14 protein-coding genes are annotated in these 18353 nt (G+C 70.0%); 10 read left to right on the forward strand and 4 right to left on the reverse strand.

Features of this window, described 5'->3' with window-relative positions; translation table 11 throughout:
- Positions 1–20: 20 nt before the first annotated feature.
- Positions 21–797 carry a maleylpyruvate isomerase family mycothiol-dependent enzyme gene (locus tag F4553_RS21935; protein ID WP_184838821.1) on the reverse strand — a complete coding sequence of 259 codons (777 nt, stop codon included), beginning with the start codon at positions 795–797 and terminating at the stop codon, positions 21–23.
- Positions 798–912: 115 nt separating this feature from the next.
- Between F4553_RS21935 and F4553_RS21940 the strand changes: the two genes are divergently transcribed.
- From F4553_RS21940 to F4553_RS21950, 3 genes are read left to right on the forward strand one after another with little or no spacing between them, the layout of a single operon-like run.
- Positions 913–2673, forward strand: a complete 1761-nt coding sequence (locus F4553_RS21940) for an HSP90 family protein (RefSeq protein WP_184838823.1) — start codon at positions 913–915, stop codon at positions 2671–2673.
- Positions 2670–5537: a hypothetical protein gene (locus tag F4553_RS21945; RefSeq protein ID WP_184838825.1), complete on the forward strand. Its 2868-nt coding sequence runs from the start codon at positions 2670–2672 to the stop codon at positions 5535–5537. Before F4553_RS21940 ends, F4553_RS21945 begins: the two co-directional genes overlap by 4 nt.
- Before the next feature lie 44 nt (positions 5538–5581).
- Positions 5582–6172: a TetR/AcrR family transcriptional regulator gene (locus tag F4553_RS21950; RefSeq protein ID WP_376776240.1), complete on the forward strand. Its 591-nt coding sequence runs from the start codon at positions 5582–5584 to the stop codon at positions 6170–6172.
- A 10-nt stretch (positions 6173–6182) separates the two neighbouring features.
- Here F4553_RS21950 and F4553_RS21955 read toward each other — a convergent pair whose 3' ends face one another.
- Positions 6183–7379, reverse strand: a complete 1197-nt coding sequence (locus tag F4553_RS21955; RefSeq protein WP_184838827.1) for a DUF11 domain-containing protein — start codon at positions 7377–7379, stop codon at positions 6183–6185.
- Positions 7372–7911 carry a SigE family RNA polymerase sigma factor gene (locus F4553_RS21960; RefSeq protein WP_312875302.1) on the reverse strand — a complete coding sequence of 180 codons (540 nt, stop codon included), beginning with the start codon at positions 7909–7911 and terminating at the stop codon, positions 7372–7374. The genes F4553_RS21955 and F4553_RS21960 overlap by 8 nt, the downstream gene beginning before the upstream one ends.
- 184 nt (positions 7912–8095) lie before the next feature.
- Between F4553_RS21960 and F4553_RS21965 the strand changes: the two genes are divergently transcribed.
- From F4553_RS21965 to F4553_RS21990, 6 genes are all read left to right on the forward strand, one after another.
- On the forward strand, positions 8096–9430 hold the full coding sequence (locus F4553_RS21965; protein WP_184838829.1) for an acetyl-CoA carboxylase biotin carboxylase subunit: 1335 nt from the start codon (positions 8096–8098) through the stop codon (positions 9428–9430).
- A 174-nt stretch (positions 9431–9604) separates the two neighbouring features.
- Positions 9605–10516, forward strand: a complete 912-nt coding sequence (locus F4553_RS21970; protein ID WP_184838831.1) for a hydroxymethylglutaryl-CoA lyase — start codon at positions 9605–9607, stop codon at positions 10514–10516.
- A 375-nt stretch (positions 10517–10891) separates the two neighbouring features.
- Entirely contained in the window at positions 10892–11515 is a 624-nt protein-coding gene (locus F4553_RS21975) for a hypothetical protein (protein ID WP_184838833.1), read from the forward strand.
- A 196-nt stretch (positions 11516–11711) separates the two neighbouring features.
- Positions 11712–12515, forward strand: coding sequence for a chaplin family protein (locus tag F4553_RS21980; RefSeq protein ID WP_184838835.1), 804 nt, complete (start codon positions 11712–11714; stop codon positions 12513–12515).
- 144 nt (positions 12516–12659) lie between these two features.
- Complete coding sequence (locus tag F4553_RS21985) at positions 12660–14174, forward strand: acyl-CoA carboxylase subunit beta (RefSeq protein ID WP_184838837.1); 1515 nt, start codon at positions 12660–12662, stop codon at positions 14172–14174.
- Between the two features lie 71 nt (positions 14175–14245).
- Positions 14246–15391, forward strand: a complete 1146-nt coding sequence (locus tag F4553_RS21990; RefSeq protein ID WP_184838839.1) for an acyl-CoA dehydrogenase family protein — start codon at positions 14246–14248, stop codon at positions 15389–15391.
- Between the two features lie 83 nt (positions 15392–15474).
- Here F4553_RS21990 and F4553_RS21995 read toward each other — a convergent pair whose 3' ends face one another.
- Entirely contained in the window at positions 15475–15963 is a 489-nt protein-coding gene (locus F4553_RS21995) for a hypothetical protein (protein WP_184838841.1), read from the reverse strand.
- A 223-nt stretch (positions 15964–16186) separates the two neighbouring features.
- Here F4553_RS21995 and F4553_RS22000 point away from each other — a divergent pair, with 223 nt between their 5' ends.
- On the forward strand, positions 16187–18343 hold the full coding sequence (locus F4553_RS22000) for an MMPL family transporter (protein WP_184838843.1): 2157 nt from the start codon (positions 16187–16189) through the stop codon (positions 18341–18343).
- The last annotated feature ends 10 nt before the right edge of the window (positions 18344–18353 follow it).

An 18353-nucleotide genomic window follows, 5' to 3' on the forward strand; every position in this document is an offset into this window, starting at 1 on the left:
CCGCGCCGAGCGAGCGCGAGCTACGGCGCGACGTTCAGGTGCGCGATGACCCGCTCGGCGAGAGCGCCGTCACCGGTGATCAGGATCTCGTGGTCGGCACGGGAGCCCCGGCCGGCGCCGAGCCGCGCGAACGCCTGCCAGCTCATCGTCGCGTGGGCGGTCGTCGGCGGCCCCGGCCGCCAGGGTGCGCTCAGCGACCCCCGGCCGTCCGCAGCGACGTGCACCGCCGCGTCCAGCGGCACGTCGCCGATCACGGTGAAGCGGATGCCCGAGCCGGGCTCGGCACCGGCGTCCTTCACCACCGTCTTCGGCAGGGATTGCAGCAGCAGGTTGCGGACGATCTCGGCACTGCGCCCACCCATCGAACCCGGGCGGCCGATGGCCCCGCGGATGTCGTGCTCGTGAGTGAAGAGGTCGAAGACGCGGAGCGAGAGCGCGAACTCCGTCGGCACCATCCGCCCCATCGCCGGGGCGAACGCCTCCACCGGCAGGGCGGCACACTGCTCGTCGCGGGCGGCGACGAGCGCGGAGAGTTCGTCGAGCACCTCCTGCCGCGGTCGGCCCCGGCGCGCCTCGACGGGTGCGTCGATCCACTCCTGCAGCGGCCCGGTGAAGGGAATCCCGCCGGCTTCGCGCCACTGCTCGATCCCGACGATGTGGGCGAAGATGTCGCCGACCGACCACTGAGGGCAGTCGGTGGCGGCGGCCCAGTGCTCATCGTCGAGGCGTGCCCCCAGCTTGACCAGGGAACGAAGGCCCTCGGTGCAGACGGCGGCGACGTAATCGGGCTCGGCCATGCATTCGAGCCTGACGGTTGCCGCGCTCCCACGCAAGCCCGGGCGGCCGGGCCGGACCGGTGTTCTGACCGCCCGGGGCTGCACAAGGCGGGTCGGGGCCGGTACCTTTCACCCAGTGAGCCACACCTTCCAGGTCGATCTGCGCGGCATCGTCGATCTGCTCAGCCATCACCTCTACGGCAGCCCTCGCGTCTATATCCGCGAACTCATGCAGAACGCGGTCGACGCCATCACCGCTCGGCACGAGGTGGAGCCGGGCGCTCCCGCGTCGATCTGGTTCGAGACGCCGCAGGTCACCGGGGACGGGACGCTACGCGTACACGACACGGGTGTGGGTTTGACCGAAGCGCAGGTGCACGAGCTGCTCGCGACGATCGGGCGCAGCGGCAAGCGCGACGAGCTCGGTTTCTCGCGGGCGGAGTTCCTCGGCCAGTTCGGCATCGGCCTGCTCTCGTGCTTCATGGTCGCCGACGAGATCCGGGTGCAGACGCGCAACGGTGATCACCCGACGGTCTACTGGACCGGATTCGCCGACGGGAAATATGAGGTCAAGACCGGTGAGACCCGGGCCGAGCGCGGCACGACGGTCACCCTCGTGCCGAGGCGCGACGCGACCGACTGGCTCCAGCCGGCGCGGGTCACCGACCTCGCCCGCCTCTTCGGCTCGCTGCTGCCCTTCGGCGTCCGGGTCGACGGCGAGCTCATCACCGAGAAGTCCTGGCTGGGCGGCACGCGGCCGGAGCTGATGGCCTTCGCGGAGCAGACGCTCGGCTTCACACCGTTCGACGTGATCGAGCTCAGGGTGCCGGAGGCCGGACTGACCGGCGTCGCCTACGTACTGCCGATCCCGGCGAATCCGGCGGCACGCTCGGGACACCGGGTCTACCTGAAGCGGATGCTGCTCGCCGAGGGCGCCGAGGGGCTGCTGCCCGAGTGGGCGTTCTTCGCGCGCTGCGTCGTCGACGCGACGGGGCTGCGGCCGACGGCGAGCCGCGAGGCGCTCTACGACGACAGCCTGCTGGAGTCGGTCCGCGAGCAGCTCGGCGACCAGCTGCGCGGGTGGCTGGTGTCGCTCGCCAAGCGCGACCCGCACCGCCTGCACCACTTCCTCGACATCCACAACCTCGGCGTCAAGACCCTCGCCCTGCACGACGACGAGATGCTGCGGCTCGTCGACGAGTGGTGGCCGCTGGAGACCAACATGGGCCGGATGCCGATGAAGGACTTCCGCGAGCGGTTCGGGGTGGTCCGCTACTGCGCGACGATCGACGAGTTCCGGCAGCTCGCAGCGGTCGCCGCCGCGGCGGACCTCGCCGTGATCAACGGTGGCTACATCCACGACGCCGACCTGATCGAGCGGTTACCCGCGCTGGACGCGTCGATCCTGGTGGACCGGCTCGATCCGAGCGACCTGACGACGCGCTTCGACACCCTGGACCCGGCGACCGAGCTGGCGCTGCGGCCCTTCCTCGCGACCGCGCAGCGCTCGCTCGACCGGCTCGGCTGCGAGGTGGTGATGCGCTCCTTCGACCCGATCGGACTGCCCGCGCTCTTCCTCGTGGACCGCGAGGCGACCTTCCAGCGCCAGCTCCGCGAGACGCGCGAGGTGGTCGACGACGCGTGGGCGGGAATTCTCGCGGCCTTCGAGAAGGCCGAGGCCGATTCGCGCCCCCAGCTCGTGCTCAATCACCGCAATCCGTTGGTACGCCGGGTCGCCGCACTCGGTCACGACCAGCTCATCGGCCTGGCGGTGGAGTCGCTCTACGGCCAGGCTCTGCTGCTCGGTCACCACCCGCTGCGCCCGGCCGACTCGGCCCTGTTGAACCGATCGTTTCTCGGCCTGCTGGAGCACGCCGTGCCTGGGGAGATCTCATGACCACTTCCGACGACGTACGCGAGATGATTTCGAAGGGCTGGGGGACGCCCGACGGGCGCGGCCGGATCGCGATCGCCGAGGAGTCGGTGCGGCACGCGGAGGCACTCGGCGACTCCGACCTCGCCTTCGCCGCACGGATGCTCGCGACCACCGCCTATCATCAAGGCGGCGAGCCCGCGAAGGCGTTCGTCACCTTCGCCCGCTGCCTCGCCCAATATGACGCGGACCCGGGCAGCCGCGAGGAGGCCGACGAGTCGCTGCTGCTGTGGCACTTCAAGTTCGTCACCGGCGCCCTGCCGCGCTTCCCGGAGCTGCCGTTGCAGCGGACCTACGCGGTGCTCGACGACATGGAGCGGCGTTACCGCCAGGGTGGCCACAGCCTGCACGCCGTCTACGCCTATCGGCAGCGGGTCGCCCGGCACCTCGGCGACGTGGCGCTCGCCGACCACTTCTACCGGCTGTGGGACACCGCGCCGCGCGACGGCAACTCCGACTGCGTGGGCTGCGACCCGACGTCGAAGGTCTACTACCTCACCTGGCGCGAGCGCTATGCCGACGCGGTCGCCCTCGCCGAGCCGGTGCTGACGGGCCGGCTGACCTGTGCCGAGCAGCCCCAGGAGATCCTCACCTCGCTGCTCGTGCCCTACCTGCGTACGGGTCAGCTCGACAAGGCCCGCGACGCGCACCGCCGGGCCTACCGGGCGCTCGCCGCGAATCCCGCCAATCTCGGCTCGGTCGCGGTGCACATCGACTTCTGCGCCCTGACCGGCAACGAGGTCCGCGGGCTGGAGCTGATCGAGCGGCACCTGACCTGGCTGGAGCGGGCACCGTCGCCGCTCGCCGAGATGTCCTTCGCCGCCTCGGCCGCCGCGGTGCTGCGCCGGCTCGCCGCTTCCGGCCAGGGAGACCTCGCCGTCCGCCGCGGCGGCGACTCGACGACGGCCGCCGCCCTCGGGGAGGAGCTGGCGAACCGGGCGATCGCCCTCGCCGTCCGCTTCGACGAGCGCAACGGCAACACCTATCAGAGCAGTGTGGTGGCGGAGACGCTCAACGTCACACCCCTCGTCGACTACCTGCCGCTCTCGATCACCGCACGCCAGCGCGGCAGCGTCGCGGCGGTGCCGGTCGAGCCGGTGGTCCCGGTCCCGGCGGTGGTGGATCTGTCGGCCTGCCCGGAGACGCTCCCGCTCGACGAGCAGCTCGAACTCGCCGAGAAGTGGCGCTTCGACGACGACGAGGATCGCGCGCACGCCCTGTGGCGGCGGATCGAGGAGCAGCACCCCGAGTCGGGGATGACGGATGTCCAGCGGGGTCGGATGGCCCGGTCGCGGGCCTACCGGACGCCGGATTCCGACGAGGGGGCGGCGGCGGAGTTCGAGCTGGCGGCGACGCTTTTCGCGGCGGCCGGCGATGACGTCCGGGAGTTCTCCGCCCGGGGCCAGCTCGCCCTCGCTCGCTTCCGGATGAAACAGGACGATGAGCATTTAACGGTAATTCGGCAAACCACCGATTTCCTGCTGCGGAACTCCGATGACGACGACGTACGCCGTGGTGCGCTGATGCGGCTCGCCTACGCGCTGGCGATCGCGGGCGTGATCGACGAGGCGCTGACGACCCTGGAGGAGCTCGACGCGTTCGCCGGTCCCGTGCCGGTGCGTCGGCGGGCGCAGGAGCAGCTCATGCGGGCTCAGCTCCTCGCCGGGCTGGAGCGCTTCGACGAGTCCCTCGCCGCGTCGACCTCGGTGGTCGAGTCCCTCGACGGTACCGGACCGAGCAACGAGCTCGCCGCGGCGAGGGTCTCCCGCGCCAAGGTGCTGGGGATGAACGGCGACCACCGCGGCGCCCTCGCCGAGTTCGAGGCGGCCGCGAAGGACGCGATCGATCCGGAGCTGCGCCGCAGCGCCTGGCTGGACGCCGCGTTCATGCTGGTCGGGACGGATCGGGCGGCCGAGGTGATCGACGACATCGTCGAGCACATCTGCCAGATGGTCGAGGTCGGCGAGGACCGCGCGGCCGCCTATTCGCGGCACCGGCTCGCAGTGGCGCTCGCCACGATCGGCCGGCAGCGCGAGGCGGCGGAGGTCGCCGAGGAGGCGCTCTCCTGGTTCGCCGACCACCTGGAGGAGCAGGCGATCGCGGACGAGTGCCGCGAGCTGCTCGGTCAGATCTACATCAACCTGGGCGAGCCGACGGCGGCCCTGGACCAGCTCGACCAGCTCGCCGCCAACCTCAACGGCTATGACAATCTGGGCTCTCGGGCAGCGGTGCTCGAACGGACGGCCGACATTCTCTACCGGATCGACCGGGATCGGGAGGCGTCGGATCGGTTCGCCGAGGCGGGGCGGGCCTACCGGGACGCCGGCTACCGGCTCTCGGCGGTGCGCACGGCGCGGCGCCGGATGACCTCGCTGCACTATTCGCAGCAGCCCGAGGCGGCCCTGGCGCAGCTCGCCGAGGTCGAGGCGGAGCTCAACGAGGTCGCGACGACGATCGATACGGACGGCCAGCCGCAGCTGCTCTGGGAGCGGGCGATGACCGGTTACGACGCCGCCTTCATGCTCGCCAATTCGGACGACCACGTGGGCGCCCTGCGCCGGATCGAGCCTGCCGCAGCGCTTTTCCGGTCGATCGAGGCGTTCGAGGAGGCGCTCCTCGCCGAGCTGCGGGAGGGGGAGATCCTCGTCGCCGCCGGTGCCGCCGACCGGGGCGAGGCGGTGCTTCGTCGCGTACTCGACGGGTTGCCCGAGGACCACCGGGCCCGGCAGGAGACCGCGTGGTGGCTGGCTCGGGCGCTCGACGAGCAGGGTGAGCAGCGAAAGGCCCGAAAGCTCCGGAAAGATTATGATCTCCCGGACCCTGAGTGAACGATCGTTCAGGACCGGACTTGACTAGCGAGTAGTCTTAGCCCGTGACGGTGGAGCAGGTAGCCGTTGTGACCCCTCGGAAGCGGTCGCGACGCGACGAAATCTTGGAAATAGCCGTGGGCCTCTTCGCGGCCCGCGGCTATCACGGCGTATCCATGGACGACATCGGCACTGCCGCCGGTGTGACGGGTCCAGCGCTCTACCACCACTTCGCGGGCAAGGAGGCGATGCTCGTCGCCGCGCTCAACCCCGTGAGTGAGGGCCTGCTCGCCGGTGGCCGCGAGCGGGTCGCCGCCGCCGGGGGCGACCCCCGCGTCGCGCTGGAGCAGCTCGTCGACTTCCACGTCGACTTCGCGCTCGCCAACCCGGCCGTGATCGCCCTGCACCTGCACGAACTCGACCGCCTCCCCGACGAGCCCCGCCGGGAGATCCGGCGCCTGCAGCGGCGCTACGTCGAGGAGTGGGTGACGGTTCTCACCACGCTGCGCTCCGACCTCACCGACGGCGAGGCGCGGGTGCTCTCGCACGCCGCCTTCGGCCTGATGAACTCGACGCCCTTCCTCGGTGGTGAGGTCGACCGCACCCGACGCGCAACGCTGCTCAGGGCGGCAGCGCTGCGCGCACTCCTCGGCTGAGGCACCGGGCCTACCAGGCGACGACCACCGCGGTGGTCTTGTTGTTGGCCGGGTTCGGATCCGGCAGGGACTTGGTGTCGTTCGCCCCGATCGACGTGACCGTGACGGGCACCGTCACCGCGGGCGGTGCGTCCGCGCCGACAGTGACCGTCACGGTGTAGGTCACCTTCTTGCCGGCGGCGATGCCGTCGATGATCGGAGGAAGGCCGTTCTCCGTCCGGTAGCAGCGGCTGCCGACGCAGGCCTTCAGCGTGGCATCGAGGTTTCCCGCGACGCTGAGCAGGAAGCGGCTGGAGGTCACCTTGCCGAGGTTGGTCACGGTGATCTTCACGGTGCCGACCCGCTTGGCGCCGGTCACCGGGCCGAAGCTCAGCTCCGCACCCTCGGTGACCTTGAGATCGGTCACGTGCGGGTGCGGCGGGAACGAGGTCGGACCCTCGATCTGGACGTACTCCCGGCCGTTCCAGGCATAGTCGCGCTGCTGGCGCTGGACGACCTCGGGCGAGACGTCGCAGCAGCCGCTCACGTTCTGCATGTCGACCCGGAGACCGCCACCGGCGCTGGTCCGCCGCACCAGGTCGGTCGGGAAGCCGCGCATCACCTGCCCGAGGGTGAGGATCCGGCCGGAGCTGTCCCGCTCGAAGGCGACGATCTGGCGGGTCACGTTCTGCTCGGTCGAGCACTCGAGGATGGCGGCCGCCTCCAGCGCCGGGTCGGCGTCCAGGTTGGCGTCGACGACGCTGCCGATGAGCTGCACCGAGCCCATCCCGCTCGGCGGTGGTGCGCTGAGCTTCATCGGTCCGGACATGCACCGGCCCGGCGTGTCCCCCTGGAATCGCCAGTCCGGCACCGTGATCGTGGAGAGCTGGAGCAGGTCCCGGGTGACGCCCGAGGGCCCCGGCGGCGGGGCCGCGCTCGGCGAGGCCGGTGCGGCACTCGCGGACGCCGAGACGCTGGGCGAAGCGCCGGCCGCGTGCTTGTCCGGGTTCGTCGGCTTGTCCCGCCCGCTGGTGGCATACACCGCGACGGGTACGCCGACAGCCAGCACCGTCAGCAGCACGAGCAGGATGGCGCGATTGCGTCGGCGCTTGGCGACCCGCTTGCGCACGGCGGCCGTACCCTCGGCATTGATCTTTGGGGTCGATCCGGTGGTGAATTCCTCGAAGGCGCCGGTGAGCAGCAGTTCATCGCGGTCGAAGTCAGACATCGTTGTTCTCCCTCACGCCCTTGAGCTGCGCGGCGAGGGCCGCTCTGCCTCGGCTAAGCCAACTCTTCACGGTGCCCTCGGGGGCACCCATCTGCTCGGCGATCTCGGAGATCGGGAGCTGACCCATGTAGTGCAGGACGACCGCGCGGCGATGGGTCTCGGGGAGCGTGGCGAGGGCCCTGGTCAGCGCGACGCGGTCCGGTCCCGGCTCCTCGACGTGCTCCTCGCGCTGCTTGCGCAGGAAATTCATCGCGACCTTCTGCCGGCGGAACCGGCTCGTGGCGAGATTCCAGGCGACCTTGCGCACCCAGGCGACCGGGTTCTCGTAGGTGCCAACGGTCTTCCACCGCGTGTAGGCACGGCAGAACGCCTCCTGCACCACGTCCTGCGCATCGCCCAGGTCGCCGAGGTAGGCGTAGAGCTGCAGCGTGAGCGGCTGGAACGACGCGCCGTAGAAGACGTCGAAGTCCAGCTCGCGGACGGGCTGCGGTCTGGTGAACGCTCCCGTCACCCGGGTGAATACGCCCGACACGGTCTTCCTCCCCATTGCCACCGGGGCGCTCCCCGGGTCGCGCTGTACACGCCGAGCCAGGATGATCGGTTGCACACGTTATTTTGGTGTTGCCGACTCGCTGGTAACCAGCGCTGGAGGCTAGCCTTCCGACGTTTGACTAGGCAAGAGTCGTGCCAGGTGTGCTGAGACAGTGGAGTGGATCATGATCGAGTCGTTGCTGGTGGCGAACCGTGGTGAGATCGCGCGCCGGATCATCCGGACCGCCAAGCGCCTGGGAATCCGTACCATCGCGGTCCACTCCGACGTCGACGCGGGGCTGCCCTTCGTCCTCGAGGCCGACGAGGCGGTCGAGGTCGGCCCGGCCAACCCGGCGCTGAGCTACCGCAACACCGAGGCGATCCTCGCCGCCGCGAAGGCGACGAATGCCGCCGCGATCCACCCCGGGTACGGCTTCCTCTCCGAGAACGCCGACTTCGCCCGCACCGTCGCCGAGCACGGCATCATCTGGGTCGGCCCGTCGGCCGATGCGATCGTGGCGATGGGCGACAAGATCAATGCGCGCAACCTGATGGCGGCGGCTGGCGTACCCGTCGCACCCGGCACCGTCGACCCGGCCGAGACGGTCGAGGCCGCGCTCGCCGAGGCCGTGCGGATCGGTTTCCCGGTCATGGTGAAGGCGACGGCCGGTGGTGGCGGCATGGGTATGGCCCCCGCATTCGACGAGGCCGGTCTGCGGACCGAGTTCGACAAGGTCAAGAACTTCGCCGAGCGGATGTTCGGCGACGGCTCGGTGCTGATCGAGAAGTTCTTCCCCAGCGTGCGCCACGTCGAGGTGCAGATCCTCGGCCTCGCCGACGGCACCGTCGTCGCGCTCGGCGAGCGGGAGTGCTCGGTGCAGCGCCGCAACCAGAAGCTCGTCGAGGAGTCGCCCTCCCCGGCGTCGATGCTCACACCCGAGCGCCGGGCCGCGCTGCACGCCTCGGCCGTGCGCGCCGGTGAGGCCGTCGGCTACCGCAACGCGGGCACCGTCGAGTGCCTGCTCGACCCGGCCACCGGCGACTTCTTCTTCCTGGAGATGAACACCCGGCTCCAGGTCGAGCACCCGATCACCGAGGCGGTCTTCGGCATCGACCTCGTCGAGGCGCAGCTCCGCGTCGCCGCAGGACTCCCCGTCGAGGTCCCCACGGAGCCGGTCGGCCACGCCATCGAGCTCCGCATCAACGCCGAGGACCCGAAGCGCTTCCTCCCCGGCCCCGGCGCCATCACCACCTGGGTCGAGCCGGTCGGCGACGGCGTACGCGTCGACTCCGGCTACACCTCCGGCACCACCGTGACCCCCAATTACGACTCCCTGATGGCGAAGCTGATCGTCCACGGCGCCACCCGTGCCGAGGCCATCGAGCGCGCACGCGCCGCCGTGGCGGCTTTCGAGATCGTCGGCCCCAAGAACAACCTCCCGTTCTTCGCCGAACTCCTCGAGAACCCCGAGTTCCTCTCCGGCGACTACGACACCGCCATCGTCAGCCGTATGCGCTGACCAGCACCGTCGCCCAGATCGTCCCCAAGATCGTCGCAACTCTTCAAGAGTTGGTGGCTCGGGCCGCCAGGCCCTAGGACCGACTCTTGAAGAGTCGCGACGATCTTGCGTTGCGCTCGAAGCTCGAAAGCCCGAAGCGCCACCGCCAACGGAACGAGCGTTAAGCTCGGAGGCATGAGAGCGTGGCCGAAGCAGGTGCAGATCAGAGAAGTCGGTCCGAGGGACGGCCTCCAGAACGAGGACCCCGTACCCACCGAAGCCAAGATCCAGCTCATCGACGCCCTCAGCGCCACCGGACTCCAGCGCATCGAGGCGGTCTCGTTCGTGCACCCCAGAGCCATCCCGCAGATGGCCGACGCCGATGAGGTCTGGGCCGGGATCAAGCGCCACCCCGACATCAGATACAGCGCCCTGGTCCCCAACGTCCGAGGCGCCCAGCGGGCGCTGGCGGCCGGGTTCACCGAGATCGAGGTGGTGGTCTCGGCGTCCGACACCCACAATCACCGCAACATCAACAGGTCGACCGAGGAGTCTCTCGCCGACATCGCCGAGCTGGTCACGCTGCTGCACGCGGCGAACGCCAGTGCCGAGGTCATCATCGCCACCAGCTTCGGCTGCCCGTTCGAGGGCGACGTGCCGCCGGAGCGAGTCGCTTCCATAGTGGACAGCGCGGTCGCGGCGGGCGCGGATCGGGTGGCGTTCGGCGACACCACCGGCATGGCGACCCCGCGCCGGGTGGTCGACGTGATCGGGGCCGTCCGCGAGAATCACCCCGACCTCCCGCTCCTCTGTCATTTCCACAACACCAGGGGTACGGGACTCGCCAACATCATGGCTGCGATGGAGTTGGGCATCACCGAGTTCGACGCGAGCGTCGGCGGGCTGGGCGGCTGTCCCTATGCGCCCGGCGCCACCGGCAACGTCGCGACCGAGGAGGTCGTGCACATGTTGCACGACATGGGCATCGACACCGGCGTCGACCTGGACAGACTGGTCGAGGTGGCGGCGCTGGCGCAGGAGATCGTCGGCCGGGAACTGCCGAGCGGGGTGCTCCGAGCTGGTCCGCGATATCGGACAATTGCTTGATTTTCTATTAAATGACGTGACTCTTCTAAATGGGAAATCGTTGGCCATAACAGCAACGACCCCCGACGAAGGGCCACCATGGCGCGCACCAGGCACGGTCTCGGCAAGCGCTTCGCGCTACGCCTGATCGCAGCCGCCGGTTTCGCCGCCGCAGCCTGGGCCCTGACCTCATCCCCAGCCACGGCAGCCCCCACCACCCCCGTCACCACCCCCGAAGCCGCCGCGGTAACCGCCGAAATTCGCGTTGATCAAGGGAAGACTCGCCATACGGGGTGTCCGAAATGCGGCGAGTCTTCCCTTGATCAACGCGAATTGTGGGGGCTGGTCGGGGCGCTGCTCGGAAGCGGTGGGAGTGGCGGGGCCAGTGACGGGCGGGTGGTGCCCAAGAAGCCGATCCCGGAGGAGCTGCGGGAGACGCCGGGGCGGCTGCGGATCAGCGTCGCCGAGGACGCGGACCCGCTCTCGTCGATCGTCGCGCCGATGCTGAGCCCGGCGCTCGATGTCGTCATCGCGCTCACGGAGCCCGTGGTCCACGCGGTGGATCCGGTGGAACAGCCGCTGCTGGCGGTGCCGCTGTCGCATGCGATGGCGGTACGCGGGCTCGTCGGCGAGGCCTTCGCGGCAACGCTGGAGCCGGTGCTCTTCACCGAGGACGACATCGTGGCACCCCTGCGGGGTACGCCTCACCCGGAGCACACCCGGCCGGCCAAGCGGATCCGGGCGGCCAAGCACGCACCGGTGATCCGGATGGCGGCCGACGCCGACCACCGGTCCGCCGAGACGCAGCTGCCGTTGACCGAGCCCGCCGGTGGGCGTACCCCCGTGGATCTTGGTGGACCGACGGCCCCGGCGGCGGCACCCGGCGTGCCCGGCGCGCAGGCCGGCGTGCTGCCTGGCGCGATTCAGCTCGCCGAGCCGGGGGAGACGGCGCTGCGCAGCGCCGCGCACCGAGCGGCCGAGCGCCTCGTCGGGGACGCCCCGACCAGCTCACCCGACTGACCTTTCCGCACGTCATCGCGTGCCCTGGGTGCTCTGCGCCCGGATCCGGCACGACTTCAGGCTGGGCGCTTCGTCGTATGTCGCCGCCCATGGCAGCCCGCAGGTCACGCGGGTGCCTGCTCCATCCGAGACCCCCCGGTCTCTGTCATGTTTCCGATACACCGCCCAACCGAGAGGCAACACTGCAATGAACTCGTTGGCACGTAACACCGTCAAGGTCGGCCTCGTCTCCGTGGCGGGCATCCTGCTCGCCGGTTCGGCCGCGCACGCGGCACCGCAGAACTGGACGAGCATCGGCAACACCGGGATCGGCAACGGCATCCAGGCCTACGCTCCGATCCAGGTCCCGGTCAGTGTCTGCGGCAACGCGATCGGCCTGATCGGCGGCGCGAACGCGAACTGCACCGGCGGTGCGACGGCGCACCTCGGCGAGGGTGCGTTCGCTCAGAACTGGACCACCGCGCTCAACACCGGGATAGCGAACGGTGATCAAATTCAGACGATCGTCCAGGTTCCGGTAGACGTCTGTGGCAACGCGATCAGCCTGCTGGGGGACTCCTCGGCCTGGTGCCAGGGCGGTTCGACCGCCACAATCAGTGATGACGAGCGGCCCGCACCCAGGCCCGCTCCCTACGCTCACCTCGGCGGCAAGGCCACGGCGCACCACGCCGCCCAGCGCCCCGGACATAACCGCAAGACGGAGGGTCTGCCACTGCTCGGCGACGGCTTGACCGGCCTCACCGGCGGTCTGCGGACGCTCCTCGGTCAGGAGAACTCGCTGCCGATGGACGCCCTCATCGGGCAGGCGCCCGTCACCAACCGTCAGGCAGGCGGCTCCTGCTCGATCAACTGGTTCACCTCGGGCAACACCGGCGTGCTCAACGGCGTCCAGGCGCTCGTGCCGGTCCAGGTGCCGGTCGACATCTCCGGCAACGCCGTCGGGGTGATCGGCGGTGCCACCGCCGGCAGCGTCGGCGGCGCCTCGGCGGACCTCTGCTAGTCCCTTACCCGCTTGCTCCGGGACCTTCCGGAGCGGCGTTCATATAAAGAACCGGGGTCGATGGGCTGTTGCCCGCCGGCCCCGGTTCGCTTTCCCAAAATGTGATAACCTAACGATCGTTTAGGGATCATCAGGGGAGGCGTCGTGGACCGGTTCGATGAGGTGAGGACCCGGATCGAGACCGGGGGTGCACCGAAATACCATGCCGCCAACGCGGCGAAGGGGAAGCTCTTCGCGCGGGACCGGATAGAGCGGCTGGTCGATGCCGGTTCGTTCGTCGAGGACGGTGCATACGCCAACGCGCTCGCCGACGGGCTGCCCGCCGACGGCGTGATCACCGGCACGGCGACGATCGACGGCCGCCAGGTCTGCCTGATGGCGAACGACTCCACCGTCAAGGCGGGGAGCTGGGGCGCGCGTACCGTCGAGAAGATCATCAGGATCATCGAGCGGGCCTACGAGACCGGCCGCCCGATGGTCTACCTCGTCGACTCCGCCGGTGCACGCATCACCGACCAGGTCGACCTCTTCCCCGGCCGACGCGGTGCGGGCAAGATCTTCCACACCCAGGTACGCGCATCCGGCGCCATCCCGCAGGTCTGCGCCCTCTTCGGTCCCAGCGCCGCCGGTGGCGCCTACATCCCCGCCTTCTGCGATGTCGTGGCGATGGTCGACGGCAACGCCTCGATGTACCTCGGCTCCGACCGCATGGTCGAGATGGTGACCGGCGAGAAGACGACGCTGGAGGAGATGGGCGGCGCCAAGGTGCACTGCGAGGTCTCCGGCGTCGGGCACTTCCTCTGCAAGGACGAGGACGCCGCGCTCGCCGTCGTCCGCGACTACCTGAGCTACCTGCCCGCCAACTGGACCCAGGAGCCGCCGACGGCTGAACCCGTTGCGGCGAAGGGCAACATCGGCGACCTCGTCCCGGAGAGCGAGCGCCGGGCCTTCGACATGCGCCAGCTCGTGAAGCGGCTCGTCGACGAGGGCAGCTACCTGGAGATCCAGGAACGCTGGGCGCGCGAGCTGACGGTCGGGTTCGCCCGGCTCGACGGCAAGGTCGTCGGGATCGTCGGCAACAACTCGATGCACAAGGGCGGCGTGCTCTTCGTCGACTCCGCCGACAAGGCGACCAGGTTCGTGCAGCTCTGCGACGCGTTCAACGTGCCGCTGCTCTTCCTCGCCGACGTGCCGGGCTTCATGGTCGGCAGCGCGGTCGAGCGGCAGGGCATCATCCGGCACGGCGCCAAGATGATCAGCGCGATCAGCGAGGCGACGGTGCCGAAGATCTGCGTGGTGGTGCGCAAGGCATACGGCGCCGGCCTCTACGCCATGGCCGGGCCGGGCTTCGAGCCGGACGCCACCCTCGCCCTGCCGACCGCGAAGATCGCCGTCATGGGTGCCGAGGCGGCCGTCAACGCCGTCTATGCCAACAAGATCGCTGCCATCGCCGACGAGGCCGAGCGGGCCGCATTCGTCCAGGCCAAGCGCGACGAGTACGAAACAGACATCGACCTGCTGCGACTCGCGAGCGAGCTCGTGGTGGACGACATAGTGCAACCTGAAGGCCTGCGGGAGGCGCTGATCCGCCGCTTCGCCGCGGCACAGGGCAAGGACCGTCACTTCTCGCACCGCAGGCACGGCGTCACACCTGTGTAAGCACCGCCCGCAGCACCCGCCCCAGGCACTACCCCTGTCTCAGGCCGGCTGGATCCTCACAAGGGAGCAACATGGACCACTTTGGACTCGACGACGAGCAGAGCGCGCTACGGGAGACCGTGGCGAAGTTCGCGTCGGAGCGCGTGGCCCCCGTGATCGGGGAGCACTACGCGAAGCACGAGTTCCCCTACGACATCGTGCGGCAGATGGGGGAGCTGGGACTGTTCGGCCTGCCCTTCCCGGTCGAGATCGGCGGCATGGGCGGCGACTACGCGGCCCTCTGCGTCGCGATCGAGGAGCTGGCCCGGATCGACTCGTCGGTCGCGATCACGCTGGAGGCGGCGATCTCGCTCGGCGCGATGCCGATCTGGCGCTTCGGCACCCAGGAGCAGAAGGACCGCTGGCTGCCCGACCTCGTCGCGGGGCGCAAGCTCGCCGCCTTCGGCCTCACCGAGCCGGGTGCCGGGTCGGACGCCGGCGGCACCCGGACGACCGCGAAGCTGTCGGATGACGGCACCGAATGGATCATCAACGGCAGCAAGGCCTTCATCACCAACTCGGGTACCGACATCACCTCGATGATCACCGTGACGGCGCTGACCGGGCCGAAGGAGATCTCGTCGATCATCGTGCCGTCGGGCACTCCGGGCCTCACCGTCGCGCCGGGCTACGACAAGGTCGGCTGGTGCGCCTCGGACACCCACGAGCTGCACCTGGACGATGTACGCGTACCGGTGGCGAACCTGCTGGGGGAGCGGGGACGCGGCTTCGCCCAGTTCCTGGCGATCCTCGACGAGGGGCGCATCGCGATCGCGGCGCTCGCCACCGGCAACGCGCAGGGCTGCGTCGACGAATCCGTGAAGTACGCCCAGGCGCGGCACGCGTTCGGCGCGCCGATCGCTTCCTACCAGGGCATCCAGTTCATGATCGCCGAGATGGAGGAGCGCGCGCACACCGCTCGGCTGGCGTGGCGCGACGCCGCAGCCCGGCTCGTCGCGGGCGTCGACTTCAAGCGGGCCGCCGCCATCGCCAAGCTGCACGCGAGCGAGGCGGCGGTGGAGAACGCGCGGGTCGCGACGCAGATCCACGGCGGCTACGGCTTCATGAACGAGTTCCCGGTGGCCCGCTTCTGGCGCGACGCCAAGATCCTGGAGATCGGCGAGGGCACGTCGGAGATCCAGAAGCTCGTCATCGCCCGCGACCTGGGCCTCAAATAGCGACAGTGCCCGTCTGCGTGACGGGCACTCTCGCACGAACGGCCCGGAGCATCGCTGCTCCGGGCCGTGCTCGTTTACCTGTGTCAGGCAGTGGCGCAGCGGCGCTCGACGGCCTCGCCGACGTTCTCGAAGTCCTGCGCGTCGAAGGAAGCCTGGAGCTTGGCGATGTCCGGACCGGCCGCGATGGCCTTGGTGACCACATCGTTGAGCGCCTTCAGATCGGCGTCAACAGCTGCCTTGAGCTGCGGGTCGTTGATCGCCGAGGCGTTCGAGCCGTAAGCCGCGGTGAACTCCTGGAGCGCCTGGAGCGCCTCGGCGGCGACGGCCGGAGCCTTGCTGTTGTCGGCCTCGGCCGCGATCAGCTTCGGCGTGAACTCGATGACCTTCGCCTTGAAGTCGTCGGAGGCCTTCTTCAGCGAGGCACAGGCGGTCTTCAGATCGGCGGCGGCGGTGGGCGCGGCGGCTGTCGCCGTGGCCGTGCCGGTCGGGCTGGCGGACGGCGTGTCGTCGGAGCAGGCCGCCGCCGAGACGAAAGCCAGGCCGAGGGTGGCAACAACGAGAATGCGTCGCATGTGCGAATTTCCTCCAGGGGTGGGGCGGCACGTTTTGCCGCCACGAAGGGTGCGTGCCCCTTGCAGAGTAACGGGATCGCGCTCCCGACCGGACATCCAGAGAAGTCACGACCTGGGAACGGACGCAAAGCAGCAGGTGAATGGCGTGGTGATGCCTGACTCATCGGCCGACGTCGAGGAACCCCGGCTCGTCTAAGCTGCCTGGATGCTGTGGGGATCTCTCATGTTTCGGTTCCGGTGGGCGGTCGTCGCCGCCTGGGCCGTCCTGGCGATCCTCGGCGGGATCATCGGCGGTCAGATCTTCGACCGAGCGGTCGCCGTCGACCAGCTCTCCGCGAGCGCCGAGTCGATGCGCGCCAAGGCACGCATCGCCCAGGTCGATCCGGAGGGCCCGCTCGTCATCGCCGTCGCGCGCGATGTCGACCCGCACGACCCGGCCCTGGTCGAGTCCGTCACGGCCGTCCACGAAACCCTGATCACAATCCCGGGGGTACGCGAGGCGAAGGACCTCTACACCGGACCCGGGGGACGGATCGGTGCCGACGAGCGCAGCATCATGATCCAGGTGGAACTGGACTCCGCCGATCCCGCCCTGCTCGCCGAGGTGGCGAGGCAGCTGCACCGGATCCGCGCGCCCCAGGTCCTCGTCGGCGGTGAGCCGCTCGCCAAGCAGGCCTTCGCCGATCAGGCGGTGGCCGATGCGGCGCTGGGCGAGGGTGTCGCCCTGATCGCCGTCGCCGTGCTGCTGATCGTGCTGCTCCGCCTGGGTGCCGTCGTGCCGCTCGCCGCCGCGCTCACCTCGGTCACCGTGACGCTGCTGGCCCTCACCGGCCTGAGCGGTTTCGTCGGCGTCAGCGAATACACGCTGAACGTGGTGATCCTGCTCGGCCTCGGGCTGGGGCTGGACTACGCGCTGCTCCTGCTGTGGCGGTTCCGCCAGGAGCGAGGGGGCGGCGCGTCGATCGAGGAGGCGCTGCGGACGGCGGTCAGCCGGGCCGGCCGGACCGTACTCGTCGCAGGCGGCACCGTCGGGGTGGCGATGGCCGGACTCTCGATCTTCGGCGAGCCGCTGCTGTCGCGGATGGCGCTCGGCGGCGCGGTGGTCGTGGTCGTCACCACGCTGATCGCTCTCACCCTCGCCCCGGCCCTGATCGCGATCCTCGCCCCCCGCCTCCCGACCGTCGCACCCGCCCCGCTCCGCTTCCCGTCACGTTTTGCAGCAAAGCGTGGCCTCGGAGGCCTGTCGACAGGACGCTTTGCTGCAAAACGTGACGGCGGGCGGGACAGCGGGGGTGACGGTGAGCGGGCCGGGGTGCTGGGGCGGCTGACCCTGGTGGCGCAGCGGCAGCCGGGGCTGGTGGCGTTCTGGGTGACCGCCGGACTGGTGCTGCTCGCGGTGCCGTTCCTCGGGGCCAACCTCGGCAACTCCGACGCGCGGTCGCTTCCGGCGAGCGCCGAGGCACGGCAGCTCGCCGCCGTCGTGACGAGCGACTACCAGATGGGGCGCGCCGATCCGGTGAGCATCGTGGTGGAGTCGCCGAGCGGCGGGGAGGCGATGCGGGACTACCTCAACGAGCTGCTCCGGCTGCCCGGGCTGCTGCGGCTGGACCTGCGGTTCGGCGTACCGGCGGAGGGGCCCGCGACCATCGTCGACCTGACGCCGACATCGGAGCTGGCGGGACGCGACCTGGTCCGGGCGGTACGCGCACAGCCCGCGCCCGCGCCCGTGCTCGTCGGCGGCCCGGCGGCCGAGGTGGTCGACTACCAGGACTCGGTGCGGAGCAATCTGCCGCTCGTCCTCGCCGTCCTGCTGCTCGCGACCGGAGCGCTGCTCTTCGCGGCGACCCGGTCGCTGCTGATCCCGCTGAAGGCGCTGCTGCTCAATGCGCTCACCCTCGGGGCGACGCTCGGCTGTCTCGTGGTGGTCTTCCAGTGGGGCTGGGGCGAGCCGGTGCTCGGATTCACCTCCTGGGGCGCGATCGACCTGACGACGCCGGTGCTGCTCTTCGTCTTCATCTTCGGGCTCTCGACCGACTACGAGGTCTTCCTGCTGTCGCGGATCACCGAGGAGTGGCGGTCCCGGCGCGACACCGACGCGGCGGTGCTCGCCGGGGTGCTGCGGACCGGTCCGGTGGTGACGACGGCGGCGGCCTGTCTCGTGCTGGTCTTCGCCGGCTTCGCGCTGGGCGGCCTGATCGCGGTGAAGGAGATCGGCGTCGGGATGGCGATCGCGATCGTGCTCGATGTCACCGTGGTCCGAGGACTGCTCCTGCCTGCGGTCATGAGCCTGCTCGGCCGGTGGAACTGGTGGCCGACGAAGCTCATGGCACCCTCGACTTCCGGTCACGAAACGATAACGGCATCGGACAGCCCGGCATGATTGTGTCGGA

The organism is Allocatelliglobosispora scoriae (genome assembly GCF_014204945.1).
Taxonomy (GTDB): domain Bacteria; phylum Actinomycetota; class Actinomycetes; order Mycobacteriales; family Micromonosporaceae; genus Allocatelliglobosispora; species Allocatelliglobosispora scoriae.

Excerpts from the sequence above, each read along its gene's own strand:
- F4553_RS21935 (WP_184838821.1), bottom strand. The coding sequence starts at position 797 with ATGGCCGAGCCCGATTACGTCGCCGCCGTCTGCACCGAGGGCCTTCGT.
- F4553_RS22000 (WP_184838843.1), top strand. The coding sequence starts at position 16,187 with ATGTTTCGGTTCCGGTGGGCGGTCGTCGCCGCCTGGGCCGTCCTGGCG.
- F4553_RS21945 (WP_184838825.1), top strand. The coding sequence starts at position 2,670 with ATGACCACTTCCGACGACGTACGCGAGATGATTTCGAAGGGCTGGGGG.
- F4553_RS21970 (WP_184838831.1), top strand. The coding sequence starts at position 9,605 with ATGAGAGCGTGGCCGAAGCAGGTGCAGATCAGAGAAGTCGGTCCGAGG.
- F4553_RS21995 (WP_184838841.1), bottom strand. The coding sequence starts at position 15,963 with ATGCGACGCATTCTCGTTGTTGCCACCCTCGGCCTGGCTTTCGTCTCG.
- F4553_RS21965 (WP_184838829.1), top strand. The coding sequence starts at position 8,096 with ATGATCGAGTCGTTGCTGGTGGCGAACCGTGGTGAGATCGCGCGCCGG.
- F4553_RS21955 (WP_184838827.1), bottom strand. The coding sequence starts at position 7,379 with ATGTCTGACTTCGACCGCGATGAACTGCTGCTCACCGGCGCCTTCGAG.
- F4553_RS21990 (WP_184838839.1), top strand. The coding sequence starts at position 14,246 with ATGGACCACTTTGGACTCGACGACGAGCAGAGCGCGCTACGGGAGACC.